This is a genomic window from Flavobacterium sp. CG_9.10, assembly GCF_015752245.1.
Classification (GTDB): Bacteria; Bacteroidota; Bacteroidia; order Flavobacteriales; family Flavobacteriaceae; genus Flavobacterium.
Map to the genome: position 1 here is coordinate 57,903 of NZ_JADOVD010000005.1, position 25,138 is coordinate 83,040.

At 33.3% G+C, this 25,138-nt stretch carries 21 protein-coding genes and 2 tRNA genes; 11 read left to right on the forward strand and 12 right to left on the reverse strand.

What is annotated here, in order from left to right; all coding sequences use genetic code 11:
• Nucleotide 1 precedes the first annotated feature (1 nt).
• The 10 genes from IWX84_RS05600 to IWX84_RS05645 form a co-directional block, all read right to left on the reverse strand.
• A complete protein-coding gene (locus IWX84_RS05600; RefSeq protein WP_196849768.1) occupies nt 2–835 on the reverse strand; it encodes a class I SAM-dependent methyltransferase in 834 nt (277 codons plus the stop codon).
• A 91-nt stretch (nt 836–926) separates the two neighbouring features.
• Complete coding sequence (locus IWX84_RS05605; RefSeq protein WP_196849769.1) at nt 927–1,301, reverse strand: GxxExxY protein; 375 nt, start codon at nt 1,299–1,301, stop codon at nt 927–929.
• A gap of 73 nt (nt 1,302–1,374) precedes the next feature.
• Nucleotides 1,375–2,193 carry a type I methionyl aminopeptidase gene (map, locus tag IWX84_RS05610; RefSeq protein WP_196849770.1) on the reverse strand — a complete coding sequence of 273 codons (819 nt, stop codon included), beginning with the start codon at nt 2,191–2,193 and terminating at the stop codon, nt 1,375–1,377.
• 42 nt (nt 2,194–2,235) lie between these two features.
• A complete protein-coding gene (locus IWX84_RS05615) occupies nt 2,236–3,624 on the reverse strand; it encodes a TolC family protein (protein WP_196849771.1) in 1,389 nt (462 codons plus the stop codon).
• Nucleotides 3,624–4,970 (reverse strand): HlyD family secretion protein, encoded by a 1,347-nt coding sequence (locus tag IWX84_RS05620; RefSeq protein WP_196849772.1) that lies wholly within the window; start codon nt 4,968–4,970, stop codon nt 3,624–3,626. The genes IWX84_RS05615 and IWX84_RS05620 overlap by 1 nt, the downstream gene beginning before the upstream one ends.
• Before the next feature lie 2 nt (nt 4,971–4,972).
• Nucleotides 4,973–6,640: a peptidase domain-containing ABC transporter gene (locus IWX84_RS05625; protein WP_196849773.1), complete on the reverse strand. Its 1,668-nt coding sequence runs from the start codon at nt 6,638–6,640 to the stop codon at nt 4,973–4,975.
• Between the two features lie 45 nt (nt 6,641–6,685).
• Nucleotides 6,686–7,357: a TetR/AcrR family transcriptional regulator gene (locus IWX84_RS05630; RefSeq protein ID WP_196849774.1), complete on the reverse strand. Its 672-nt coding sequence runs from the start codon at nt 7,355–7,357 to the stop codon at nt 6,686–6,688.
• Between the two features lie 135 nt (nt 7,358–7,492).
• Complete coding sequence (gene gpmI, locus IWX84_RS05635; RefSeq protein ID WP_196849775.1) at nt 7,493–9,010, reverse strand: 2,3-bisphosphoglycerate-independent phosphoglycerate mutase; 1,518 nt, start codon at nt 9,008–9,010, stop codon at nt 7,493–7,495.
• A 141-nt stretch (nt 9,011–9,151) separates the two neighbouring features.
• On the reverse strand, nt 9,152–11,569 hold the full coding sequence (locus tag IWX84_RS05640; protein WP_196849904.1) for a DUF5916 domain-containing protein: 2,418 nt from the start codon (nt 11,567–11,569) through the stop codon (nt 9,152–9,154).
• A gap of 200 nt (nt 11,570–11,769) precedes the next feature.
• Nucleotides 11,770–14,157: a DUF5916 domain-containing protein gene (locus tag IWX84_RS05645; RefSeq protein WP_196849776.1), complete on the reverse strand. Its 2,388-nt coding sequence runs from the start codon at nt 14,155–14,157 to the stop codon at nt 11,770–11,772.
• 188 nt (nt 14,158–14,345) lie between these two features.
• On the opposite strand from IWX84_RS05645, the gene IWX84_RS05650 reads away from it, so the two are divergent.
• From IWX84_RS05650 to IWX84_RS05660, 3 genes are all read left to right on the forward strand, one after another.
• Entirely contained in the window at nt 14,346–15,068 is a 723-nt protein-coding gene (locus IWX84_RS05650) for a murein L,D-transpeptidase catalytic domain family protein (RefSeq protein WP_196849777.1), read from the forward strand.
• Between the two features lie 541 nt (nt 15,069–15,609).
• Nucleotides 15,610–15,682 (forward strand) — tRNA-Gly (locus IWX84_RS05655).
• A gap of 48 nt (nt 15,683–15,730) precedes the next feature.
• Nucleotides 15,731–15,806, forward strand: a tRNA-Gly gene (locus tag IWX84_RS05660).
• Between the two features lie 137 nt (nt 15,807–15,943).
• Here IWX84_RS05660 and pepE read toward each other — a convergent pair.
• Nucleotides 15,944–16,651: a dipeptidase PepE gene (gene pepE / locus IWX84_RS05665; RefSeq protein ID WP_196849778.1), complete on the reverse strand. Its 708-nt coding sequence runs from the start codon at nt 16,649–16,651 to the stop codon at nt 15,944–15,946.
• A gap of 216 nt (nt 16,652–16,867) precedes the next feature.
• On the opposite strand from pepE, the gene IWX84_RS05670 reads away from it, so the two are divergent.
• The 7 genes from IWX84_RS05670 (at nt 16,868) to IWX84_RS05700 (ending at nt 23,171) form a co-directional block, all read left to right on the forward strand.
• A complete protein-coding gene (locus IWX84_RS05670; protein ID WP_231385424.1) occupies nt 16,868–17,590 on the forward strand; it encodes a carboxypeptidase-like regulatory domain-containing protein in 723 nt (240 codons plus the stop codon).
• Nucleotides 17,577–18,305 (forward strand): carboxypeptidase-like regulatory domain-containing protein, encoded by a 729-nt coding sequence (locus IWX84_RS05675; protein ID WP_196849780.1) that lies wholly within the window; start codon nt 17,577–17,579, stop codon nt 18,303–18,305. Before IWX84_RS05670 ends, IWX84_RS05675 begins: the two co-directional genes overlap by 14 nt.
• A complete protein-coding gene (locus IWX84_RS05680) occupies nt 18,295–19,050 on the forward strand; it encodes a carboxypeptidase-like regulatory domain-containing protein (protein ID WP_231385425.1) in 756 nt (251 codons plus the stop codon). Before IWX84_RS05675 ends, IWX84_RS05680 begins: the two co-directional genes overlap by 11 nt.
• Nucleotides 19,051–19,352: 302 nt before the next feature.
• Nucleotides 19,353–19,856, forward strand: a complete 504-nt coding sequence (locus IWX84_RS05685) for a DUF6702 family protein (RefSeq protein WP_196849781.1) — start codon at nt 19,353–19,355, stop codon at nt 19,854–19,856.
• Nucleotides 19,857–19,921: 65 nt separating this feature from the next.
• Nucleotides 19,922–22,165 (forward strand): M1 family metallopeptidase, encoded by a 2,244-nt coding sequence (locus IWX84_RS05690; protein ID WP_196849782.1) that lies wholly within the window; start codon nt 19,922–19,924, stop codon nt 22,163–22,165.
• A 110-nt stretch (nt 22,166–22,275) separates the two neighbouring features.
• On the forward strand, nt 22,276–22,602 hold the full coding sequence (locus tag IWX84_RS05695) for a twin-arginine translocase TatA/TatE family subunit (RefSeq protein WP_196849783.1): 327 nt from the start codon (nt 22,276–22,278) through the stop codon (nt 22,600–22,602).
• The gene (locus IWX84_RS05700; RefSeq protein WP_196849784.1) at nt 22,602–23,171 is read left to right on the forward strand and encodes a phosphatase PAP2 family protein; all 570 of its coding nucleotides are present in this window, start codon (nt 22,602–22,604) and stop codon (nt 23,169–23,171) included. Before IWX84_RS05695 ends, IWX84_RS05700 begins: the two co-directional genes overlap by 1 nt.
• Before the next feature lie 156 nt (nt 23,172–23,327).
• On the opposite strand, the gene IWX84_RS05705 is transcribed toward IWX84_RS05700, so the two are convergent.
• Nucleotides 23,328–23,969, reverse strand: coding sequence for an O-methyltransferase (locus IWX84_RS05705; RefSeq protein ID WP_196849785.1), 642 nt, complete (start codon nt 23,967–23,969; stop codon nt 23,328–23,330).
• 80 nt (nt 23,970–24,049) lie between these two features.
• Here IWX84_RS05705 and rlmN point away from each other — a divergent pair, with 80 nt between their 5' ends.
• Nucleotides 24,050–25,093: a 23S rRNA (adenine(2503)-C(2))-methyltransferase RlmN gene (gene rlmN, locus IWX84_RS05710; RefSeq protein WP_196849786.1), complete on the forward strand. Its 1,044-nt coding sequence runs from the start codon at nt 24,050–24,052 to the stop codon at nt 25,091–25,093.
• Nucleotides 25,094–25,138: the final 45 nt, after the last annotated feature.

A 25,138-nucleotide genomic window follows, 5' to 3' on the forward strand; every position in this document is an offset into this window, starting at 1 on the left:
ATTATTTAAAACAAACCGGGATAATTTCCCCTTTGGCCAAGCAATATTTTTCTACTAATTCGGGTGCAATTTTAGTGGTATACTCTTCTTCGATTACTTTAAAACCAATACTTCGTAATTTATCAAAATAATCGCGTCCATAAATCCGAACATGATCATATTGTCCGAAGATTTTGGCGCGTTCTTTTTGATCTGTGATTGTATCATCAGCAAAAGTAGTCGCTCTGGATAAATCTTGCGGAATTTGTAAAATGGCCATTCCGCCAGGTTTCAAAACTCGATATAATTCTTGCATCGCTTTGGTATCATCCGGAATGTGTTCTAAAACGTGATTACAAAGAATAACGTCATATTGATTGTCCTCGAAAGGCAAATCACATATATCCGCTTTTACATCGGCAAGAGGTGAAAATAAATCGGTTGTGGTATAATCCAGATTTTTTTGGTTTCTGAATAATTTATAGAAAGCTTGTTCCGGCGCAAAATGCAACACTTTTAATACTGAATTTATATCAGCATCTCGCAATTTAATTCGGTTTGAACTTGAATTAGGAGAACCTGAAATGAGTTCAGGTTTAAAAAAATCAGTTTGTTCATTCAAATACAACCACAATAAACGGTGTCTTTCCAGAGAAAGTGTACTTGGTGAAAGTACGTTGTTCCGTTGTGTTTCATATCCATAAGGCAACATCGATTTGAAACTTTTCCCATCAATAGGATCAGTGAATGTAGAACCTTTTAAAGTAAATGCAATGATAGGACGTGCCACATAACTCAACCTGATTAATAGTGGGCGAGGGATGGTATTAAGTATAAGTTTGAAAAGTTTTTTCACGATTTGGAAGTAAATTTAAACACGAATTTCACGAATTTTCACAAATTAATAAAAAATGAAAAACATGGATTTTATTAATTTTTGATTGTTGTTAAAGAATTATTCTGCGATATTTTAGGCTGTCTTCTCCAAAATTAACCAATAATCCTAGTTTATTTTGTGAAGCTGCCAGATAATTTAAAGTTTGTTTTATTTCACTACTAGTTAGACTTTGAATTGCTTTTAATTCCAAAATAATTTCATCAAAAATAATGAAATCTGCAAAATAATAACTCGGTAATATGGTGTCTTTGTATACTATGTTGTATTTAGATTCTCTATTATAAGGAATTTCATTTTTTTTTAATTCGTATTCTAAAGCATCGCCGTAAACAATTTCACTATGTCCTTTTCCAAGAATTTTATGCACTTCCATGCAAAGTCCAATAATCTTAAAAGCTTCTTCTTTTAAATAAAGATCGTCCATACAATTGAATACTTTAGTTTGTTATACCTGGTTTCATTTAAAGTTTAATTTGTGGAAATTGGTGAAATTCGTGTTATATTGTAAGAGGCTCTCTTCTAAATTCATCTTCTTCAGTACTCACAATTCCCAATGCTTTATATACATAGGCAAAAGTGGACAATATTTCTGGTTTCCCATCAATTATAGCTACATCATGTTCAAAATGCGCACTTGGTTTTCCATCAGCAGTAAGAATTGTCCAACCGTCTTTTAATTGTTTGATGTTTCTAGTTCCCATGTTAATCATAGGTTCAATAGCTACAACCATTCCTTCTACAAAAAGTTTTCCTCTTCCTTTTTTGCCATAATTAGGCATTTCAGGATCTTCGTGCATTTTTTGCCCCAATCCATGTCCCACTAGTTCTCTAACTACACCATAACCGTGCGCTTCTGTATATCTTTGAATGGCATTGCCAACATCTTCCACGCGGTTTCCAAGTTTTAATTCTCGGATTCCAACGTACAATGATTCTTTGGTTATTTGTAATAATTTTTTAGTTTCCGGAGCCACTTCGCCAATTTCAAAACTATAGGCATGATCGCCGTGGTATCCGTTTTTGTAAGCACCACAATCTACCGAAATCACATCGCCACTTTCTAATGGTTTGTTGTTTGGAATTCCATGAACTACTTGAGCATTTGGACTCATGCAAAGTGAATTTGGGAATCCATATAAACCAAGGAAACTCGGTTCGGCTCCGTGGTCACGGATGAATTCTTCCGCTAATTTGTCAAGATATAAAGTGGTAACTCCTTCTTTTATTTCAGAAGCAATCATTCCTAATGTTTTCGATACTATTAAGGCACTTTCGCGCATTAATTCTATTTCTTCACGTGATTTTACAATAATCATAATTCTTATTTTCAGTTTGCAAAAGTACAATTTTATAATTATTTAATCTGGATTGGCCATAATTTTAAAAAGTTCCGAATTGGATATATAAAATCGGTTCTCCAACGCTATTTTCGAAAGTTGTGCACTGATTAAATTATTTTCGCGGGTATTGATTAAAAACAAGGAACTTTCGCCAAAAGAAAACAATCTTTCCTCAGAATTCAACATCAACTGATTATCATTCGCCAAACTTTTGATTAACTCCTTTTGTTTCAAAAGCGATTCGATTTCGATTTTCTGCGCATTGATTTTATTGGTCAATTGCACTTTTTCTAAGTCTAATAAAAATTCGGTTTCCTGTACTTTGTATTTTGCCAATTTTAAGCTACCGCGTTCTTTTCTCAGAAACAAAGGAAAATATAGATCCAATCCAATTTTGTAATCCTTGAATTGATAATTGTCAATATAACTGGGTTCAGACAAATAGGAGTAACCCACATCAATTTTTGGTAAAAGCATATTGGCTTTTAATTTCTTTTCCACATTCAGTATGTCAATTTTACTTTGTAGCGCATTTATTTTTGGATGATTCAAGATGGAGAAATCTTGTTGCAACAAATCATTGGTTTTCAAACTTTCCTGAATCGTGAATTCCAATTGCGTTTCTGGAATCAGTTCATCGGATATTTCGAGCGGAATGTTGTTTTCCAACCAAAGAAAATTAGAAAGCTCTAATTTGGCTTTAGCCAATTTCAGATTAGCATCTTCCAAGTTCAAAATTCTGTTTTTTACAATAATTCCGGCTTCAATACTATCAATTGCCGGTTTGTCCCCTTGACTGATTAACGATTGAATTCCTTTAAACCGAATTTGTGCATTGCGATTGTATTCTTCATACAATTGCACTTCATTGAAGTTTTTCTTCCAATTAAAGTACGCTAGCGATGCGTCATACAAAACGGCAATTGCTTGCAGTTTCCTTTCGGATTGGCTTAGTTGCATTTGCATTTTTGCTTTTCGAACATCCGCCATTCTTTGATTGATAAACAATCCCTGTCCAAGCGGAACCGTTACTCCAAGCGAAGTCAGTCCTTGATTGGGCAGTGTGTTTTGAGGATTTAAATAAATTCCTTCATTGTTGTCAAAACCCGCTTTAATCTCAATTCCATACCAAGTTGGTATTTTGAAACTGCTGTTTAAAATCGAATAATATTCCTTGTCTTTGAATTGTTTTTTGCTGAAATCTACTTCGATTTTTGGATCAAATCCTCCGCGGGCCATCATCAAATTAGCTTGAGCTTTGTTGATTTCTAAATTGGCATTTTTTACTAATGGATGGTATTTTTTCACATAACCCAGAAACTCATTATAGGTGAGTTCTTTTGGTTTGTTTTCTTGTCCAAAAACAGAAAATCCAAACAGTATGAAAACTATAAATAGCTGTTTCATTATTTTTTTTCTTTAACGGTTTTGCTTGTTTGTTTATAATAATTGGGAGGGAATCCGTTTAATGTTCTCCATATTTCAAACCAGATTGGAACCGTATCAAGTAAAGCGATCGTTTGTGCTCCTGAACCTATGCTGATTTGTTTAGGCCATTTGTCCTCGTTTTTGTCTGGAGCGATTAAGACTCTGTATTTCCCGTTTTCACTGATGAAATTTTCTATGGCAACAACTTCACCTCCAAAAGTTCCGTATGACATATCAGGCCAGCCAGAAAAGACAATTGTAGGCCAGCCATCAAACCAAACCCTTACTTTTTCGCCTTTTTGAATCAATGGTAAATCAATAGGATTTACATAGGTTTCAACAGCAATATCGTATTGAGATGGCATGATGGTCGCAATAGCAGTTCCTTCTTTTATGGTTTCTCCAATACCGGATTGTAAAGCTCTATTTATGTATCCGTTTTGCGCCGCTTTGATGTAATACATTCCGTTACGAATACTGTAATTTGCATACTGATTCTCCAGTTTGTCCACTTGTGCTTCCGTATCGAATTTATTGCTTAATGCCGTGAATTGATCACTTTGTGCTTTTGAAACTTTTTCAGAATATTCCGCAACAATTCTATTTGTTTCTACTTTAGAATTGATATACTCATTTTTACTGCTTAATAATTTGTTTTCCTGTGTTATAATTTTCGCCTCAACTTCTTGAAGTTTTAGTCTTTTGTCTTCCACATCAGTAAGCGGTTTTAATCCTTCTTTATTGAGTTTTAGAGAGCGATTATACTGCGTGTTGGCAATTCTTATTTGTGTTTTTACTGCCACTAAATCCATACTGTCGCTTTTTATTTTCAAAAGCGATTGTTTAATTTTATTTTTCGCTTGTTCTAATTTTAATTCCTTTTCGTTTTCAATGGATTGAATTTGAGTAGAAAGGGTATTTACTTTAGAGTTGTACGACTGCACAGATTGTTTTTTTGCATTGACTTGATTTTTCGTGTTTTTCACTAGATTTGGATCCATGTATTCTTCTTTTATTTCTGAAATAAAAAGAATCGTATCTCCTTTATTGACAAAATCCCCCTCCTGAACATACCATTTTTCTATTCTTCCCGATATTACACTTTGGATGGATTGCGGTCTTTGGTTGGGTTTTAAAGTGGTTACAGCTCCTGTTCCCGAAACATTTTGTGTCCATGGTAAGAAAAGTATAATGATTCCCACTATTGAAACTCCTGCAATAATCTTATTTAAAATTTTATAATGAGGTCTGTTTTCTAAATTTTTCACCGTTGCATATCGATTTAGTGACTGCAATTTTGTTTTGTTATCAGATATGTTTAGCATGACTAATTGTTTTTTAAATCAAATTGAATAGCTCCGTTTTGAATGATGATTGTACGGTCGCATTTTGTTATCCAATACGGATTTTTTGAAGAAACAATAATGGTCCATTTGTTTTTTTCTGAAGTGATGAAATCAATTATTTCATTAGCTACTTTTTCATCCATAGTGTCAGTGGGATCTTCATAAAATAGTATTTTTGGCCTATGGATAATACTTCTGGCCAAAAGGATTTTCTGTGCATTGGAAGACGATAATTGCCTTCCTTCCGGAAAAATTTTCGTGTTCAACCCCTTTGGTAATGTTTTAATTAAAGATGTTAATTGAACACCAGTGATAGCCCACTTTAAATCTTCCTGACTTATATTTTTATCATTGAAAGTCAGGTTTTCTAAAATTGTTCCTTCAAATGGGGTCTCATCATTAATAATACTTCCTATTTGGGATCGATACTGCTTTAAATCAATCTTTCTAAAAGTATCGTCATTTATGAAAAATGAACCGGATGTGGGCTGCAACAAACCAGATAATATTCGGATAAGTGTCGTTTTTCCAGAACCATTTTCACCTTCAATGAATATTTTTTCTCCTTGATTAATTTTTAAAGAAATAGCACCTAATATAGTTTCATTTGAATCAGGAAATTTAAATTTTACATTTTCAGTTTCTAATGTAATGTCAGTGAGATAATTTAGATTTTCTAGATCCGTTTCTTGTATTTCCTCTAAATTCATGTCGGTTATCTGTCCAATTTTTTCGATGGAAGTTAAAACATCATAAAAAGTTTCTAAACCAATAATGATTTTTTCGACAGAGTTAATTACTAATAAAATAATGATTTCTGCCGCGACAAATTGTCCAATGTTCATTTGCTGACTTAAAACTAGAAAGCCTCCAATGGATAGTAAACTTGCCGTTATTATAATTTTAAAAATAATAAGTTGCGTAAACTGCCTTTTTATGACACTAAAATGTTTTTCACGATAAGTAAGATAATCAGCAACCAAACCATCATTTTTTTGTAGAGCAAAATTGTAATTAATTTCCTTTCGAAAACTAAAATTATTCCGAGCTATTTCTTGCAACCAACTTGCTATTTTGTATTTGAATTTAGATTCTTTTAAACTTGTTTCTAATCCAGAATGATACGAAAATTTGAAGATGAAATACAATAAAAACAGTAGCAGTATTCCAAAAACAATAAAGTAAGGATGATATAATGACAAGAGAATAATTCCAAAAGTAATTTGTAGCAATGCTGCTGAAAAATCAATTAGTAATTTTGACGTCCCCTTTTGAATGGTCATCGTGTCAAAAAAACGATTTGCTAATTCTGGAGGATAACTATCATATAATTCCTCGAATTTTATTTTTGGTAAGCGTGCCGCAAATTCAAAAGAGGACCGAACAAATATCTTTTGCTGCAGGTTTTCAGTGATTCGCAATTGCATTAAAGACAAAATCCCTACCAAAGCCACGCCAAAAACAACTAAAACAATAAGTACAATCCAAGAAGCACTTACTCTTCCTGACTGAATAAAATTGATAATAGCTTGTATTCCTAAGGGAAGCGATAAACTAATTAATCCCGCAAAAATGGCGTAGAAAAATATTTGGGAAACATCTTTTTTGTCTAGTTCCAGTAAATTGTAAAATCTTTTTAGTGGTGTCATATGTTTATGTGCAATGAGTTTATTTTATAATTTTAAAGTTACTATTTAGCTCAAAACCTTCTCTACAAGATCAATGTAAAAGTCAGTTGGCGAAATAGTTTGACTGCAATTAGTTATAGTTTTTAAATGATCCTTTAAAAAATGTTGATGTAATGCTCCTTCAACGATTGTGGAAACAAGTGATTTGGCAAAAGGATATTCGGGATTAACCTCATTTACAAAACCTACAATTCGATTAATCACCCTTTTATAAATAAGGAAAAAGCCTTCTTTATTTTCTTGATCTACTTCTTTAGTGTGTAATGTTTTTGTAAATTCAGCAATGATAATTTTGTTCAAAACTGCTTCATTGATGTGTTCCGTTTTGTGGTCATCATCCACTTTTTCGGTTACAATAGTTAATGCTTTCCTTAGTTTTTCTTTTGGATTACTGATGTTTGTTGTAGTAAAAACAAGTTTGTATTCCATCCAACTCCAATACCAAGAGGATAAATAAACCAATAATTTATGTTTATTTTCAAAGTAACGGTAGATAGAGCTTTCATTGGAACCTATTTTTTCTCCTAATTTTTTAAAGGTAAAATTATCAAAACCAATTTCATCTATCAAAAGGATGCTTTGTTCTATGATTTTTTTGCCCAAAGCAGAAGTTTCAGGGTCTTTAACGTAGATTTTTTCGTTGACTTGTATTTTCAGATTGGATAGGATTGTATTCATAAGTAATTATATTTCACGCAAAGATAACAGTATTACTATTAATTATGAAATTTTAACTTTTATTTATAAAAAAAGCTGCCTCAATTGAGACAGCTTCCATTTTAAATTATATAAGTTGTGGAACTACAATACCTTTTATAGTAACGAATGACAAGTCATAACGGCTGGTTTTTCAATTCCCATCAACGTTAATATCGTTGGAGCAATGTCTCCTAAAACACCATCGTGTATTTGTTTCAATTCTTTGTCAACCAAGATAATAGGCACCGGATTTGTTGTGTGCGCTGTGTTTGGACTGCCATCAGGATTAATCATGGTTTCGCAGTTTCCGTGATCGGCAATTACAATTGTAGTGTAATCATTTGCTAATGCTGCGGTAATCACTTTTTCAACACATTTGTCAACGGCTTCACACGCTTTTATTGCGGCACTCATGATACCGGTATGACCTACCATGTCACCATTGGCAAAATTAAGGCAAACAAAATCGACTTCTCCTTTATTGAGTTCAGGAACCAATGCATCTGCAAGTTCGAAAGCGCTCATTTCTGGTTGTAAATCATAAGTGGCCACTTTTGGAGAGTTTTTTAAGATTCGGCTTTCTCCTGCAAAAGGTAATTCTCTTCCACCTGAAAAGAAGAAAGTCACGTGTGGATATTTCTCTGTTTCGGCAATGCGAATTTGTTTTTTATTGGCTTTTTCTAAAACTTCTCCTAATGTTTCGGTAATGTTGTCTTTATTGTAAACGACTTTTATGTTCTTATAAGTTTCATCATAATTTGTAAGCGTTACATAATACAAATTGAGTTTATGCATGTTTTGCTCATGAAAATCTTCTTGCGACAATGCTTCGGTAAGTTCACGACCTCTATCTGTCCTGAAATTGAAGAAAATTACAACATCATCTTCCTCGATAGTGGCTAGTGGTTTATCATTTTCATCCACGATAACCGTTGGATTAATAAACTCGTCAGTTACATTGTTTAAATAACTTTCTTCAATTGATGCAACAGCATTTTTTGAATGTTTTCCTGTTCCGTTCACCAATAAATCATAGGCCAGTTTTATACGTTCCCAACGTTTATCTCTATCCATAGAATAGTAGCGACCAATTATCGAGGCAATTTTAACAGGAGTATTTGCGATGTAATTTTCAAGAAGCTGTATATAATTAACACCTGACTTTGGATCAACATCGCGACCATCGGTAAAGGCATGAACAAACACGTCTGTCAATCCGTATTGTTGTGTAGCATCAATCAATCCGCGTAAATGCGAGGTGTGAGAATGGACACCGCCATCAGAAACCAAACCTAAAAAATGTACTTTTTTGTGATTTTCTTTCGCATAAGTAAATGCATCCACTAGCACTTGTTCTTTTGCCAACGTATTATTGGCGACTGCCAGATTTATTTTAGGCAAATCTTGGAACACAATCCTTCCGGCACCCAGATTCATGTGTCCTACTTCACTATTTCCCATTTGCCCTTCTGGTAATCCTACATTCAAACCATCGGTTCGAAGTTGAGCGCTTGGGTAATTTTTGTATAAACTATTTATAAATGGAATAGTAGCATTATCAATTGCAGATACTTTAGGATCAGGAGATTTTCCCCATCCGTCCAATATCATCAGAATTACTTTTTTGTTCATTGGAATATATTTTAAGCAAAGATAAAGTATTTCTAAAAATGTTCGAATGATTCAAAACTACTATTATTCATTCGTTGCATAACGATAACATATAATGACAATTTTAATGCGTAAGAGGCTTTTTTTTAAAATTAACGCAAATTAGAATATGTTTTTTGCAGAATTGTAATCTATAAAATAACGAACACTGATGGAGAATACATGTTTTAGTTGGTCGTTAGTCAATAAATTAGTTACGTTTTTACCAAAATCCTTATTGATGTCCCGTTCAAAGTTGGCAGCATTGTTCCTATATAAAACCGAGACCTGACTTCCTGGGGCAAACCACCACGAATAAGATAAATCAGCATTCCAGGAATAGAAACTGGAGTTCTTGTTTTGGGTGTAATTCATGTAATCAGCCAGTCTTCCGTTTTGTTCCAATGATAAAAAGTTTTTATTTTCCGCATAAGACCAATATTGGCGTAAAGCGATATTAAAAGTCATTTTACTGTTGAGTGAATATTTTCCCGAAAGTGTGTTGGAATAAGTGAGTACGTTTCTATTGGCGAAGATAATAGCGTTTGGCGTCTCTGCATTCTGGTCCTCATCAATACTGTCTACGAAACCTTTATTGTTGTTTATTCTAAAAAAATTAAAATTGTAAACCAAAGAAAATTTGTCGTTGAAGCGATATCTGGGACCCAGCGAAAATCCCCTAGAATTTCTTCCGGATTCACTTAGTTTAGCATATGAAGTACTAACATCAACCGCAAATTTGTTGTTGTAATTGGAGGAAAAATAGATGTTAGTGCCAATTTTTTTTGGAAAAATTAAATATCTGTTTGCAGTTCGGGATTCATAATAGTCAAATGATTCAATAGGAATGGCATTCATACTTAAGCCAAAAGAATGGTTTTTTTTATTTGATGCGTTAATGTTAAAATTGATATTATTCCCTTGTATTTTCCCTGTCTCTTTTTGAAATTGCGAGTACATATTTAAATTCACATTAAAGGAATTGAAATATTTTGTTGAATTTAGAATTCTGTAATTCGTATTTCCGTAAAAACTGTAATAATTAGTTTCGAAATTAATGCCTAAATCATTGCTGTTAAAATCTTTAGAAACTACTTCTGTTCCAAAACTGTATCGATATTTCCCACTGGTTTCCCCAAAGTTTAAAGAGTAAAACAACCCTTTTTTATCTTCGGTATCGTTAATATAACTGTATTTTAAATTCCCCGAAAGATTATAGGTGTTTTTTGTAGTATTTAGATCCCAAACTAATGCCGATACATTTGCATCACGAAAACTTCCGTTTCGAGTTACATTGGTATTTATAAATGACACCGAAGAATTTTTATGAAAGCGTTGATCCAGTACTACTACATTGTAATTAGCATAAGGCTCGACAACCTCTTTTCTAATTTCCCCAGTGTTATTATTTTGTATTGTTGCGTAGGTTTTTTCGGTTACGGCGTTTAAAATTCCTATTCCTAAACCGTCTTTTGTTCTTCCCGAAATTTTCAACGCATTGATTAAATTTACGGTTGCAGGGTTATCAATAATTGTTTCAGTAGATGAAGCTGTTGGATAATTTGTTGGGCTTCCACCAATTCTTCTGGAATACAGTAGATTTCCTTTGCTGAACAAATCCGTGCCTTCGGTAAAAAAAGGTCTGTTTTCATTGAATTGTTGTTCGAAAGGACCTAAATTTAAAATTTTATCATCGTATTTTGTTTGACCAAAATCCGGAATAAGGATCATATCGAGCGTAAAAGCATCGTTTATTCCGTACTTTATATCTAAACCACGTTTTAGCGTGCCGTAGGTTTTTTGACCCTTACTGGCATTGACATAAAAAGAGGAGTAGGGCAAAAGAAAAAGACGCGTAGGTGTTTTTATATTCTCAATGCCTTCTAGTACTCCTGTCTGTTGCGTGAAAGTACCTAATTTTGAATCAATAAAATTCCAAGTGTATTTATGTTTGTCTCTTTTTATTTCTCTAAAAAAGTTGAGTCCCCATTTTTGTTTGTTTTCACTAGAAAATCTTAACGCTGCATACGGAATTCGCATTTCTACAACCCAACCAAAATCAGTAATTACAGCTTTGCTTTTCCATACCGCATCCCAAGAATAATCCTCACCATTTGAATCGGTTACGATACAATCTGCTTGGCCATCGGATGCCGAAACGTAAAATTGAAAATCTTGTTGACCATCATTAAAACCATTTATAAAAACCCCAAATAAGTCAGAAGTACCGTTATTATCTCTTTGCGTTATTTCTTTTAAGATTTTTTTAGGCTCATTATCATACATTAATGCGGCAACGTAAATCGCGTCATTGTCATATAATACCTTTATTTCGGTTCTTTTATTTTCGGGAATTGGCTTGCCATTATCGGGTTGAAACATGATAAAATCAGTAGCAATTGGAGCTGATTTCCAGATGTTTTCATCTATTTTCCCGTCAATGTTTATGTTGTCCGAAATGAATTTAGTTTGTAATACTTTTTTTTGGCTATAGCCAAGAATTGAAAATAGAAATACGCAGCAATAAAGTATTTTGTGCATCATTTTTTGATTGATTGTGATGATTGATGAAAATAGATTCAAAAAACCTAATTTCACTAATAGTCTATGCTTTTAAATATTTGTTACAATTATTTTGAATAAAAACGAATATTTACTTTACGGTAGGATTCATACGATTGAATAATTATTGTTTTTCGATCATATTTTGAAGAGATGAACTTGTAATCTGAAATTTAAAATTAGTTTTTTATCACATTATAATCAATAAAATAGCGAAGACTTACGGAAACCACATTTGTTAGATTGCCATTAAAAACACTTTTAAAGTTTGTAGATAAATTTTTCTCAACAGTGCTGGCTCTTTCAAGGGAATAATTTCGATACAAGAACGAAATTTCACTTCCGGGTGCAAACCACCATGAATAGGATAAATCAAAATTCCATGAATTAAAATTCCGATCTTTATTTTTGATATAATTAGGATTCGGAATTAAATAACCGTTGTTTTGGAGCGTGAAAAATTCATGATTTTGGGAATAGGACCAATAATATCTTGCGGTAAGATTGATTGTCATTTTATTGTTTAATGCATATTTACCCGTAAGGTCATTTTGTAATATTTCCCTGTTGCGTTCTGCGAAAATAATTCCGGCATTATCAAATGCCACCCATCCTATATCATTTTTTTTGTTGGTGTAATCTAATACATAGAATAAGGAAAATTTATCATTAAACCTGTATTTGGGACCAACGGCAATTCCGTAATTACATCTTTCTTTTTGGTCATATTTTTTAAAGCTTAAAGTAAAATCAAAAGTAAAAGCATTGTTGCGATTAAATTCTACACCTAAATAGGAGTTCACATTTTTAGGTAATTGTAAATAACGACCATCGACCCTAGGTTCATAAAAATCGTATGCTTCAAAAGGTTTGATATCTAAACCAAATTCGTAATAATTATTGTTCTTTGTCGTAGCTGCGATTGTTGGTTTGTACAGTCCTTCTTGTAGCTTTCCAGTTGTATTGTCAAATAATAAATTGAATTCATTTTGAAATTTGAAGGTGTTGAAATTTTTTGTAGGATTTAATATTCTGTAACTTAATTTTGTGTAAAGGTTATAGAAATTAGTATAATAATTTATTCCAAGGTCATTGTTGTCAAAGCTTTTTGAGGTATATCTCCCAGTAAAGGAATATCGATATTTTCCACTTGTTTTTGCAAAGGTTAATGCCGTCTTAAAGCCTGTATAATCTTCGATTGTGTTTATGGAACTGTATTTAAAATCACCAAATAAGCTATAAGTATTTGCTTTTGTATTCAAGTCAAATAATAGTGCGGAAACATTTGCGTCTCTAAATTCTCCATTACGTCTCGTATTTGTATTTACAAACGAAACAGATGAGTTCTGATTAAAGCGCTGGTCAAAAACTAATACATTATAATTCGTTAAGGGTTCAATAACTTCTTTTCTGGTTTCGTTGGTGTCATTATTTCTAATAGTAGCAAACGTTTTTTTAGTAATAGCATTCAAAAAACCAATTCCTAAACCTTTCTCCGTTCTACCTGATACTTTTACAGCATTGATTAATTTTACGCTACTAGGATAATTTGTGATTTCTTCGTTAGCTTCAATTTGTGGTTCTGTACTCGGTGCCCCACCAATTCTTCTGGAATAAAATAATCCGCCTTTATTAAATAGATCCGTTCCTTCAGTAAAAAAAGGGCGGTTTTCATCAAGTCTTTGTTCGAAAGGCTCGAGATTTAAAATAGCATTGTCAAATTTTGTCTGTCCAAAGTCAGGAACTAAAATGGCATCCAGTGTAAAGGAATCATTAATTCCGTATTTTATATCTAAACCAGCTTTGAATGTTCTGTCAGAAGCAAAAGCATCTTGTTGATGGTATGCTGAAATATAGGGTATTAAAAAAAGGCGGGTTGGAGTGTTAATATTTTCTATTCCTTCAAGGATTCCAGCTTGTGGAATTACTGCGCCAATCTTGGTGTCCACTCTATTCCAAGTGTATTTTTGAACATCGCGTTTTATTTCACGCATAAAATTGATGCCCCAAGTTTGTTTTTCAGCATTCGAAAATCGTAAAGCTGCATAAGGGATTTTCATTTCTACGACCCAACCAAAGTCAGTAAGGGTTGCTTTACTGTCCCAAATGGCGTCCCAAGTAAAATCTTCATTGTCTTCGGTTGCCAAACAATCCATTTGAACACCTGCTGAACTTACGAAAAATCTAAAATCTTGCTGTCCATCATTGAATCCGTTAATATAAACCGAAAAAACATCAGATACACCAAAAACATCGCGATTGGTTATTTCTTTTTTTATTTTTTCAGGCTCGTTATCGTATAATATAGCAGCAATATAAATGGCATTGTTATCGTACAATACTTTTACTTCTGTTTTTTTATCAGCACTAATTGGTTTTCCGTTATCAGGTTCGTACATGACAAAATCAGTGGCTACGGCGCTATTTTTCCAAATCTCTTCGTTGATTTTGCCGTCAATAGTAATGTTCTCATTTATGGATTTAGCATGAAGAACTTTTTTTTGGCTATAAGTTGTAATGTTGCAAATAATGAAAAAAAGCAAAGGCAAATACTGATATTTCGTCATAAATTAGGATTGTAAGCAAACAAAAATAACAAAATTAACATACAAAGTGATTATTTTGTGACAATAAACTCAATAATTAAGATGATTTTGCGTTCTATAAAGATTAAATTTATCTTAATTTTAGTTTCGACTGTATAATTTTGCGTACGTTTGCCATCTCAAATTAATGTTTAACTTAAAGCTATTCAATGATTTATAAGATATTCCCTGCAATTCTATTCTTGCTTTTTTCATTTACTCCAAGCAAAACAAATTTTTCTGAGCCAAAGAGCATTAAACCTGCAGTTTATGCTAAAGTAACAACCTCTAGCATAGATGCTAAGATTGAAATGGTTTACAGTAGTCTGCATTCCAACCAATTTGGCTTGCCTAAATTGGAAAGTTTCACGGAAGCCCTGAAAGGTTTTTATTTGTTGAAAGAAAAAGGATTAGTTCAAAAAGACATTTTGACTTTAGTAGATTTTAGTTTGTCATCGAGTACCAAAAGACTTTGGGTAATCGATTTGACAACAAATACTATATTGTATAACTCTCTTGTTGCACATGGAAGAAATACTGGCGATGATTTTGCTTCTTCTTTTTCCAACTCGGCAGAGTCTTTTAAAAGTAGTTTAGGGTTTTACTCAACAGGTGAAATTTATAACGGCAAACATGGAATGTCTCTTAAGCTTGATGGATTAGAAAAGGGTGTAAATGATAATGCTAGAAATAGAGGCGTGGTTATGCATGCTGCGGATTATGTTTCTAATTCATTTGTAAAGAGCAACCATAGGTTAGGAAGAAGCCAAGGTTGTCCTGCTATACCGGTAGAGTTATCTAAGGATATCATCAATGCGATAAAAAACAAATCATGTTTGTTTATCTATCATCCTTCAAGAAGTTTTAAATTGAGGTCGGAATTAATTTCCTGATTTTTTTGAACATAATAAAATATTCTCGAATATTTTCGATTTAAAATGGTATACTATTTTTAGTATGCCATTTTTTTTTATCAAAAAAAAAGTATCGCTCACAATGAATAATGAATGCTTTATCTAATCCTTTCGTTCTATAATTTTTCAAAGTGCTATTCCTCGAATTAAATAGCGATTTTTTGTTCGAATAATACTTTGAAATTCTTATAAAACGAGATTACTCCTGCTACTTGCTCATTGTGTAAACCAGCATAATGAAGGGTGGTCTCTAAATTTCAACCATCAAAATGACAACTTTTCAGTTTGAATTACAAGTTGGTCTGCTGAAAAAGTTTCTTTTGCAGCTATTTCTTAGCTGTTTTACATTTTTTTTCAAAATAATTTTTCTGCAATATAAAGGTATAATAATTTCATATTAAATTCTTTATGTATAAGAGATGCTTTATTAAAAGGCTTTTGGAAGTGAGTTTGTGATTTTTTTCAAAAAAAAAACTTGCATTGAACCTATTTTATTCTCTATATTTGCACCGTTGTTAATGCGAAAGTAGCTCAGTTGGTAGAGCTCCAGCCTTCCAAGCTGGTTGTCGCGAGTTCGAGCCTCGTCTTTCGCTCTAAACCTCAAATTTTTGGTTTGAGGTTTTTTATTTTATTGTTTTAATGCGAAAGTAGCTCAGTTGGTAGAGCTCCAGCCTTCCAAGCTGGTTGTCGCGAGTTCGAGCCTCGTCTTTCGCTCCAAAAACCTCAAACTTTTGTTTGAGGTTTTTTATTTTAAAGTTGTGCGAGAAGTTTATCCCTTGAACGAAGGGATACGGGAAGCCTCGTCTTTCGCTCTTTTTAAAAAACCGTCTCATTTTACAACAAGACGGTTTTTTTTATTTTATAAAACTTAAATCGGTTCCGCTTTCTAATTCTACCGGAATTTGGTTTTGTCTAAAAAGCCGGGCTGATAAATTCCCTTTCAAAATAATTGTTGACCCTTTTACATCTAGCCAACTTCCTTCTCGCAGTCCCAATACAGGAACCGAGTTGAAAGCATGAAATTCTTGTATTCTGGTTTCGCGAGTTTCCCCCATATGTTTCGATTGAACATCGGCATCTAGATAATGAGGATTCAAATTAAAAGGAATTAGTCCCAAAGTTTTAAAACTTGGCGGATAAACAATAGGCATGTCATTAGTGGTTTGCATCGTTAATCCACAAATATTGCTTCCTGCGCTAGTTCCTAAATATGGAGTCCCGTTTTTCACCGTTTCTGCAAGAACGATCATGCTGTTGTTTTTGTACAATTGGGATACCAATAAAAACGTATTGCCACCACCGGTAAAAATTCCTTCCGCGTTTTGGATTGCTGATGCCGCATTTTCAAATTCATGAATTCCTTTCACGGCTATATTTATTTTGGCGAAAGCCAAAGTAACTTTTTCAGTGTAATCCTCATGTGAAATACCTCCGGGACGTGCATAAGGAATAAAAAGAATTGTTGCGCATTCCTTGAAATGTAACTGTAATTCAGGTAAAATATAGTCTAAATAGTCTCCACCGTGAAGAGTGGAGGTACTGGCGATAATGCTGTTTTTCATTTTATGTGGTAATAGATAGTTTTGGGATAAAGATATTAAATCATGCTTTTTAAAGTTGCTTTCTTAAGTTTTTAATTAACATATTTTTACCAAGTCATTAGTAATTAATTTAGAATATAGTAAGATACTTTTACTGAACTACAATTATTGGAATTTGACTGTAAACTGATGACTAGAGCCCTTTGTGTTTTTTTTATTTTAATAGCTACTAAGGCAATGGCGCAAGAAACAATTCCAGTACAATTGAATGGAAAAGTTAGTACGGGTTTGTCCAACCTCGAGGGGGTTTACGTCATCAATTTGAAAACTGAAAAAGCTGCAATTACTGATAAGGATGGCTATTTTTCCATTCCCGCAGCAGTTGGCGACACACTAATGTTCTCAGCCATTCAATTTAGAGCGATAAAGGTTAATTTAACCAAAATTTTTTTTGAACAAGATTTATTTTCTGTGATGATGATGCCAATTGTGAATCAATTAAAAGAAGTCATCGTTAAAAATCACAGCAATATCAATGCATTATCGCTGGGAATTATTCCAAAAGGACAAAAGTCATATACGGAGGCAGAGCGTAAATTGTATACTGCTACCGATCTTAATGCCTCTTCAAGTGCAAGTGTGAGGGGAATGGCTGGTGGTTCGATTTCTGCGGATCCTTTATTAAATTTTCTTTCCGGAAGGACTAAAATGCTAAAAAAAGAGATTGAAGTCGAAAAAAAGGAATCATATTTGAGAAAATTAGAAAATATGTTTGATATGGATTATTTTATGAAGAAGTTAAAAATACCTTCGGAATATGTGAAGGGATTTGAGTATTATGCGGTAGAAAATGAAAAGTTTATCAAAATTCTAAATTCAAATAATATAACCGTAACCGAATTTTTACTAGGAGAATTAGCGGCTAAGTTTAACGAAATTACCGCCAGTGAAAATAAATAATACACTACTGTTAGTTTTATTGCTACTGACTCAAATTGTTTTTGGGCAAAATAGCAACGGAAAAGAAATTCAAGGAAGAATTATTGCTGATTCTACTGCTGTTGAAGGAGTGAATATATCAAATTCAACAAATCAAATAACGACTACTTCTGATAAAAACGGTCTCTTTTCACTTTTTGTAAAAGAAGGCGATATTTTGGTGATTTCAGCAGTTAATCTCGTAACTTTACGTAGGAAAGTCAGTAAGAAAGAATTAGTGTCAAATGAAATTCAAATTCGTATGACATCCAAAAGTATTGCTTTAAAAGAAGTTGTTGTCAATGAGAATTCACAAATCACGGCAGAAAATCTTGGAATTATTCCTTACGGACAAAAAAAATACACCCCAGCAGAACGAAAATTGTACACTGCTACTTCTGGGGGAGGTATCGATGGTTTACTAAACACAATTTCCGGGCGCAAAGCAATGCTTAAAAAAGAAATTGTGGTGGAAAAAAAGGAACATTCGTTGGCTCGAATGGAAATCCTTTTTGATGATAAGTATTATATTGAAACCCTGAGAATTCCGTATGATTACATCCGGGGATTTCAATATTATTGTGTTGAAGATGCTAGGTTTTCAGAGGCATTGGAAACGAAAAACAAAACATTAGTCATGTTTTTGATTGTCACTCTAGCTGAAAAGTACAATAAAACTATTGAAAATGAAAAATAAAATAGCAATCCTAGTTTTGTGTTTATTTTGTCAATTTTGTTTGGGTCAGGTATTGACAAGAAAAACGGTTCATGGTCGGATCGTAAATGATTCTATTAAGTTAGAAAATGTCGTTGTTTTTAATGTAAATTCAAAAACAGGAATTCTTATTGGTTCGAATGGGTTTTTTAGTATTTTGGCAAAAGTCAATGACACCTTGGTTTTTTCGAGTTTAACATTCAAATCGAAAAAAATTGTTCTTACTGAACGAGAAATTTCGGCGCCCATTTTAAGAGTGAAATTGGATGCTTTTACAAATCTATTGGGCGAAGTGATTGTGCCTCCAAAAAAAATCATAAAACCAGTAAGCGCAAACACGCAGGCAATTGTTGACAAGCAATATTTTGATGATGAAAAGTCTTCGCCAAAGAATAGAACAATGCTTTCCGATGGAACAATAGAAAACGGAACAAACTTTGTACGCCTTTATAAAGATGTTATAAAAATACTAAGAAAAAACAATCCGGAGATAATAGATTTTACTCAAAATAAAAGTTTTACCGAAGTTGCTTTGAAAAGAATTGGGTATGATTTTTTTTCCACTACATTGCAATTAAATGATGATGAAATTAGACTTTTTCTTATTTTTTGTGAGAACGATCCCAAATCTAAAATGCTTCTTAAACCTGAAAATGAATTTCAATTGATGGATTTCTTGGTTACTAAAAATAAGGAATATAAAAAAATTACCGCTTTTGAAAACTAAATCGGCATGGATTTTGCAAAAATCTATAAAACGATTGCGAAGTTGTTACATAGAAAATCCTGTAAAGATGGATAAATCTAATTTCATGAAAATTTTCACCAAAAAGTCTATAAATGTATTACCATAATTTTTTTTTACTTGAACCGTAAAGCTTTAAAAAGAAGAATTGGGGCTTTTTTATAATTTTTTGTAAAAAGTGTTTCTAAATCTCAATCTTTTTTTAAATCTGAAAATAAATTATAACTCATTGATTTTTTGATTACAAAAAACGAAGAGTTTAAAAGAATTACTACTTTTGAAAAATGAAAAAAACAATCTTGTTTGCCTTTTTAGGAATTTTATTTCTAACAACATCAGCTTTTAATTTCCATAAATTCTATATGGGAATATATCAGGTAAATTATGCGCCCGAAAAGAAAATGTTGCAAATTACCTCCCGCATTTTTTTGGATGATTTAAACAAAGCACTTGAAAAAAAGAACAAGAAGAAGCTCTATTTAGGAACTGAAAAAGAAACAGCTGAAGAGGTCGTCTTGTTGAAAAAATATCTTGCAGAAAATTTTTCCATTAAAGTAAACGGGCAATCCAAACCTATGACTTTTTTGAGTAAAGAGTTGGACGGCGATGTGCTTGTATGTTATTCCAATATCACTGGAATTTCCAAAATTAATTCTCTAGGTATTTCTAATTCCCTTTTGATGGATTGGAACTCAGAACAACAAAATATTACACATGTCACGGTGTTTGGTACAAAAAAGAGCATACTCTTTACTGATTCTTCCAGATCTGGAATGTTAAAGTATTAATATAGCGAGAATGTTTTGTTAAAAAGCATTATTTTCACAAACTGAAATAACCACCATTTACATTTATGAAAAAATTATCTTTATTGTTTTTTCTTCCGGCAATTATATTTGCACAAGAAAAAACTCCTGCAGTAACACCAAAACAAACAGGAAAATACGACACCAATAAATTTAGCCAGATGTACGATTTATTAGCAACGCCTAATATGTTTCGCACGGCATCTGGAGCTCCAGGACCCGCTTATTATCAGCAACAAGCAGACTATAAAATAGATGTGGAATTGGACGATAAAAACGCAAAATTGAGTGGTTCTGAAACTGTGACGTACTATAACAATTCTCCCGATAGTTTAGAGTACTTATGGGTGCAATTAGATCAAAATCAGGCAGCTAAAAATTCTCAGTCGCCATTAGCAGAAAGTCAAAAAATAGAACAAGTATTGCCTGCGGAAAAATTCGCAAATCAGTATTTGAAACAAGGAATGGATCGTGGATTTAACATTGAATATGTAAAAGATGCCAAAGGCAATCCTTTATCCTATACCATCAACCAAACCATGATGCGTATCAATCTGGTTACTCCTATGAAACCAGGTGAAAAGTTTGTTTTTTCTACAAAATGGTGGTACAACATTAATAATTACATACAGGATGGAGGTCGCTCTGGTTATGAGCCTTTTGAAAAGGAAGGAAACAAATTGTACGTAATCGCGCAGTTTTATCCAAGAATGGCGGTTTATAATGATGTTGAAGGTTGGCAAAATATGCAATTTTGGGGAGGTGGAGAATTTGCTTTGCCTTTTGGAAATTTTGATGTGAACATCACCGTTCCGGCGGATCATATTATGGATGCGACAGGAGAACTAATGAATAGAAGCGAAGTGTTTACACCTGAGCAAGTAAAAAGATACCAGTTAGCGCAAAAATCATTTGATAAACCGGTTGTAATTGTAACTCAAGCGGAGGCTGAAGCCAATGAGAAAGGTTTTTCTAATAAGAAAAAAACATGGAAATTTAGCGCTAAAAACGTGAGAGATTTTGGTATTGCTACCTCAAGAAAGTTTATCTATGATGCAATGGCAGTGCAGTTGTCTAATAAAGTGGTGATGGCAGAATCAGTGTATCCTAAAGAGGCTAATCCGCTTTGGGGAGAAACGTCTACCAGAACCGTTGCTCATACTTTGAAAAGTTATTCGTCTCACACATTTGATTATCCTTATCCAAAAGCCGTATCAGTATCGGCAGAAGATCAAGGAATGGAATATCCTATGATTTGTTGGAATTTTGGTCGTCCAGATGAAAATGGAGTGACTAGTGAACAAACGAAAAACGGAATGATTGGAGTGGTTGTTCATGAAGTAGGGCATAACTTTTTTCCTATGATTGTCAATTCTGATGAACGTCAATGGACTTGGATGGATGAAGGATTGAACTCATTTATGGAATTTATGGCGGAGCAGGAATTAGGTACAAATTTCCCATCAAGACGTGGTCCTCCAAAAAACATTGTACCATACATGAGCGGTGATCAAAAAATGTTGGAGCCTATTATGTCAAACTCTGAAAGTATTATTCAGTTTGGGAACAATGCTTATGGAAAGCCAGCTACTGGACTAAATATTCTTAGAGAAACAATTATGGGTAGAGAATTGTTTGATCATGCATTTAAAGTGTATGCCAACCGATGGAAATTCAAACACCCTACTCCTGAAGATTTTTTTAGAACCATGGAAGATGCTTCGGCTGTAGATTTAGACTGGTTCTTTAGAGGTTGGTTTTACTCTACTGATTTTGTTGACATTGGAATAAATGAAGTAAAACAATATTATGTTACTGAAACGCCAACTGCGGAATTGAAAGAGGTTAAGGTAAGAAAAGGACGTTTTGGTTTAGATAAAGGACCATTTGTATATCTAGTTTCAGACACAAGTAAAGAATTAAATTCCTCTTCAAAGAAACCAATGAAAGTTGAAGAAGTAAAATTATTATCAGAATATGTGGATCAAAAATTGACAGCCGAAGAAAAAGCAAACCTAAAAACACCGAAATATTTCTACGAAGTAGAATTTAATAAACCGGGAGGAATGCTAATGCCTATTATCGTTGAAATTACATATGACGATGATACAAAGGAGACTTTCAAATATCCAGCACAAATTTGGAGAAAAAGCAACGATACGGCTAAGAAAGTCTATGCAACTCAAAAAGCAATCAAGAAGATTCAGGTTGACCCAAAATTGGAAACAGCTGATATTGATGTGACCAATAATACTTGGCCAAAAACAGAAGTAAAATCTAAATTTGATTAAGAAATATTAAAAATAAAAAAAGACTCCATTGGGAGTCTTTTTTTTATGAAAAAATTAAAACACAAAGATTTAAAAAAAATATATCTTTGTAACATTAAAAAACAAGAAATATGTTTGGCATCGGGGGAGGAGAATTAATTTTTATCATGTTCATTGTACTCATGCTTTTTGGTTCTGATAAAGTGCCTGAAATAGCACGTACTATGGGCAAAGCAATGGCTCAGTTGAAAAATGCAACGAATGACATAAAAAGCGAAATTCAAAAAGGAGCTGAGGCTAACGGATTTGATGCTAAATCATTGACGGATATTACAGGAAATATCAATTCAGAAATCAACAAAGCTAAGGAGAATATGCTAGGAGAAACAGCATCCCAAATTGAAAAAACAAAAGAGGCAATTGGCGATATTACAGGTCCAATAAAACGCCAAATGTAATGTTGGAAAAACTACTCTCTCTTGACACGGAATTATTTATCTATTTGAATGGTTTAGGTTCTTTAACATTTGACCCGCTTTGGTTAATGATTACCAAACAACTCAATTGGTTGCCATTTTTTTTACTTTTGGCTTATTTAATTTTTAAAAAGTTAGGAACAAAACAAAGCTTGATTTTACTTTTGTTTGTGGCTGTTTTAATAACTTTTACAGACCAAACGACCAATTTATTCAAAAACGGATTTCACCGATTGCGGCCTTGTAATAATCCAGATATAAACACTTTTATTCGAGTAGTAAAAAAGAGCTATTCCTTTAGTTTTTTCTCCGGTCACGCCGCTAATACAATGGCTGTAGCTACTTTTTTATATTTTAATTTTAGGACTAAAATTAAATACTTCGGTTTTCTTTTCTTATGGCCGTTAATATTTGCTTACAGTAGGATATACTTAGGATTACATTACCCAATAGATATTCTTACGGGGTACTTTTTCGGATTTATTTTCGGATTTATGATGTTCAATATCTATGGACTTGTACAGCAAAAATATTTTCCACAGTCAAAATAATTAGCAATTTTAGGAGCTATTTCCCGCTGTTCGCTATATCTTTTTATTGTCATTCTTCCTTCGTCAGAATAACAATAAAAAGGATGCCGCTTCCATCAGGGCTAGGGCATCAGTTTCCAAAATGTCTTTTTAATTTTACATTGTCTGATCTTAAATTTAAAGCACCCTGCTCACCGTCAATCCATCACGAATAGGTAGCAAAACGGTTTCTACTCTACGATCGTTTTTTAATAAGTCATTGTATTCCATTATTATTTTGGTGCTCAGGTCATTGGGTTGTAAAGGCTCCAGAACCTTTCCACTCCACAAAACATTATCGGATAAAATAATCCCGCCCTTATTCATTTTTGGAAGAATCAGTTCAAAATAATTGAGGTAATTTTCTTTATCGGCATCAATAAAAACCAAATCAAATTTTAAGTCAAGTGTTGTAATAATATCAATCGCTTCTCCAAGATGTTGTACAATTTGCTTTCCCCAAGGCGATTTGTCAAAATGTTTTCTCTGAAAATCCACCAATTCTTCCTTGATGTCAATCGTATGAAGTTGACCGTTTTCCTGCATTCCCTCGCACAAACACAGTGCCGAATAACCCGTGTAAGTGCCAATTTCAAGAATATTTACTGGCCGAATCAATTTAGCCAACATGCTTAAAACGCGACCTTGAAAATGTCCGCTCAACATACGAGGCAGCAGAATTTTTTGATAGGTTTCTTTGTTTAACGCGGCTAATAATTCAGGCTCTTTTTGTGAATGTTGTTCGATATAATCTTCTAATTCTTGAGAAATGAAATGCATTTTTGTTGTTTTTTCAATTTGGAACAAAGTTATCAAATTATCAAATCAACAAATCAACAAAAAGTCATTAAATTTGCACCATGCAAATCGAGAAAAAAGACATACGAGCCTTATCCAAAGACCAATTACGAGATTTTTTTGTTACCAATGGCGATAAAGCCTTTCGTGGAAATCAAGTTTATGAATGGTTGTGGAGCAAAGGCGCACATAGTTTTGAAGACATGACGAATGTTTCTAAAGAAACAAGAAATATGCTTGAAACCAACTTTGTTATCAATCATATCAAAGTGGATACCATGCAGCGCAGTGAAGATGGAACGGTGAAAAATGCGGTTCGTTTGCACGATGGTCTAGTGGTAGAATCAGTTTTAATCCCGACAAATACCAGAACAACTGCTTGTGTTTCCAGCCAAGTTGGTTGTAGTTTAGATTGTAACTTTTGCGCCACAGCGCGATTAAAAAGAATGCGAAACCTGGAACCCGCAGAAATTTACGATCAGGTAATTGCGATAGACAAAGAAAGTCGGTTGTATTACAACCATCCGCTATCAAATATTGTTTTCATGGGAATGGGCGAACCGCTGATGAATTACAACAATGTTTTGAAAGCGATTGAAATGATAACCTCGCCGGAAGGTTTAGGGATGTCACCAAAACGTATTATGGTTTCTACTTCAGGAGTGCCAAAAATGATTAAAAAACTCGCTGATGACGACGTGAAATTTAAATTGGCTGTTTCGCTACATTCTGCGATCGATGAAATTCGTTCTCGAATCATGCCTTTCAGTGAGAATTTCCCTTTGGCGGATTTACGGGAATCTTTGGAATATTGGTACAGAAAAACTAAAAGTAAAATTTCCTACGAATATGTTGTTTGGAAAGATATTAATGACAATAAAGCTTCTATAGATGCTCTTGTGAAATTCTGTAAATATGTTCCTTGCAAAGTAAATTTGATAGAATACAATCCTATTGATGATGGTGAATTTCAACAAGCCTCCGAAGAATCAATAAATGAATATATTAAAGCTCTTGAATCGAATGGGATTGTTGTAAAAGTGAGACGAAGTCGCGGAAAAGATATTGATGCCGCCTGTGGTCAACTGGCAAATAAAGAAGCATAAAAAAATGGAGTTCATAATTGAACTCCATTTTTAGTTTTAATCTTT

What these genes read in the sequence shown, in the direction of transcription:
- IWX84_RS05605 (WP_196849769.1), bottom strand. Translation starts at nt 1,301, where the DNA reads ATGGACGATCTTTATTTAAAAGAAGAAGCTTTTAAGATTATTGGACTT.
- map (WP_196849770.1), bottom strand. Translation starts at nt 2,193, where the DNA reads ATGATTATTGTAAAATCACGTGAAGAAATAGAATTAATGCGCGAAAGT.
- IWX84_RS05615 (WP_196849771.1), bottom strand. Translation starts at nt 3,624, where the DNA reads ATGAAACAGCTATTTATAGTTTTCATACTGTTTGGATTTTCTGTTTTT.
- IWX84_RS05620 (WP_196849772.1), bottom strand. Translation starts at nt 4,970, where the DNA reads ATGCTAAACATATCTGATAACAAAACAAAATTGCAGTCACTAAATCGA.
- IWX84_RS05625 (WP_196849773.1), bottom strand. Translation starts at nt 6,640, where the DNA reads ATGACACCACTAAAAAGATTTTACAATTTACTGGAACTAGACAAAAAA.
- IWX84_RS05630 (WP_196849774.1), bottom strand. Translation starts at nt 7,357, where the DNA reads ATGAATACAATCCTATCCAATCTGAAAATACAAGTCAACGAAAAAATC.
- gpmI (WP_196849775.1), bottom strand. Translation starts at nt 9,010, where the DNA reads ATGAACAAAAAAGTAATTCTGATGATATTGGACGGATGGGGAAAATCT.
- IWX84_RS05640 (WP_196849904.1), bottom strand. Translation starts at nt 11,569, where the DNA reads ATGCACAAAATACTTTATTGCTGCGTATTTCTATTTTCAATTCTTGGC.
- IWX84_RS05645 (WP_196849776.1), bottom strand. Translation starts at nt 14,157, where the DNA reads ATGACGAAATATCAGTATTTGCCTTTGCTTTTTTTCATTATTTGCAAC.
- IWX84_RS05650 (WP_196849777.1), top strand. Translation starts at nt 14,346, where the DNA reads ATGATTTATAAGATATTCCCTGCAATTCTATTCTTGCTTTTTTCATTT.
- pepE (WP_196849778.1), bottom strand. Translation starts at nt 16,651, where the DNA reads ATGAAAAACAGCATTATCGCCAGTACCTCCACTCTTCACGGTGGAGAC.
- IWX84_RS05670 (WP_231385424.1), top strand. Translation starts at nt 16,868, where the DNA reads ATGGCGCAAGAAACAATTCCAGTACAATTGAATGGAAAAGTTAGTACG.
- IWX84_RS05680 (WP_231385425.1), top strand. Translation starts at nt 18,295, where the DNA reads ATGAAAAATAAAATAGCAATCCTAGTTTTGTGTTTATTTTGTCAATTT.
- IWX84_RS05685 (WP_196849781.1), top strand. Translation starts at nt 19,353, where the DNA reads ATGAAAAAAACAATCTTGTTTGCCTTTTTAGGAATTTTATTTCTAACA.
- IWX84_RS05690 (WP_196849782.1), top strand. Translation starts at nt 19,922, where the DNA reads ATGAAAAAATTATCTTTATTGTTTTTTCTTCCGGCAATTATATTTGCA.
- IWX84_RS05695 (WP_196849783.1), top strand. Translation starts at nt 22,276, where the DNA reads ATGTTTGGCATCGGGGGAGGAGAATTAATTTTTATCATGTTCATTGTA.
- IWX84_RS05700 (WP_196849784.1), top strand. Translation starts at nt 22,602, where the DNA reads ATGTTGGAAAAACTACTCTCTCTTGACACGGAATTATTTATCTATTTG.
- IWX84_RS05705 (WP_196849785.1), bottom strand. Translation starts at nt 23,969, where the DNA reads ATGCATTTCATTTCTCAAGAATTAGAAGATTATATCGAACAACATTCA.
- rlmN (WP_196849786.1), top strand. Translation starts at nt 24,050, where the DNA reads ATGCAAATCGAGAAAAAAGACATACGAGCCTTATCCAAAGACCAATTA.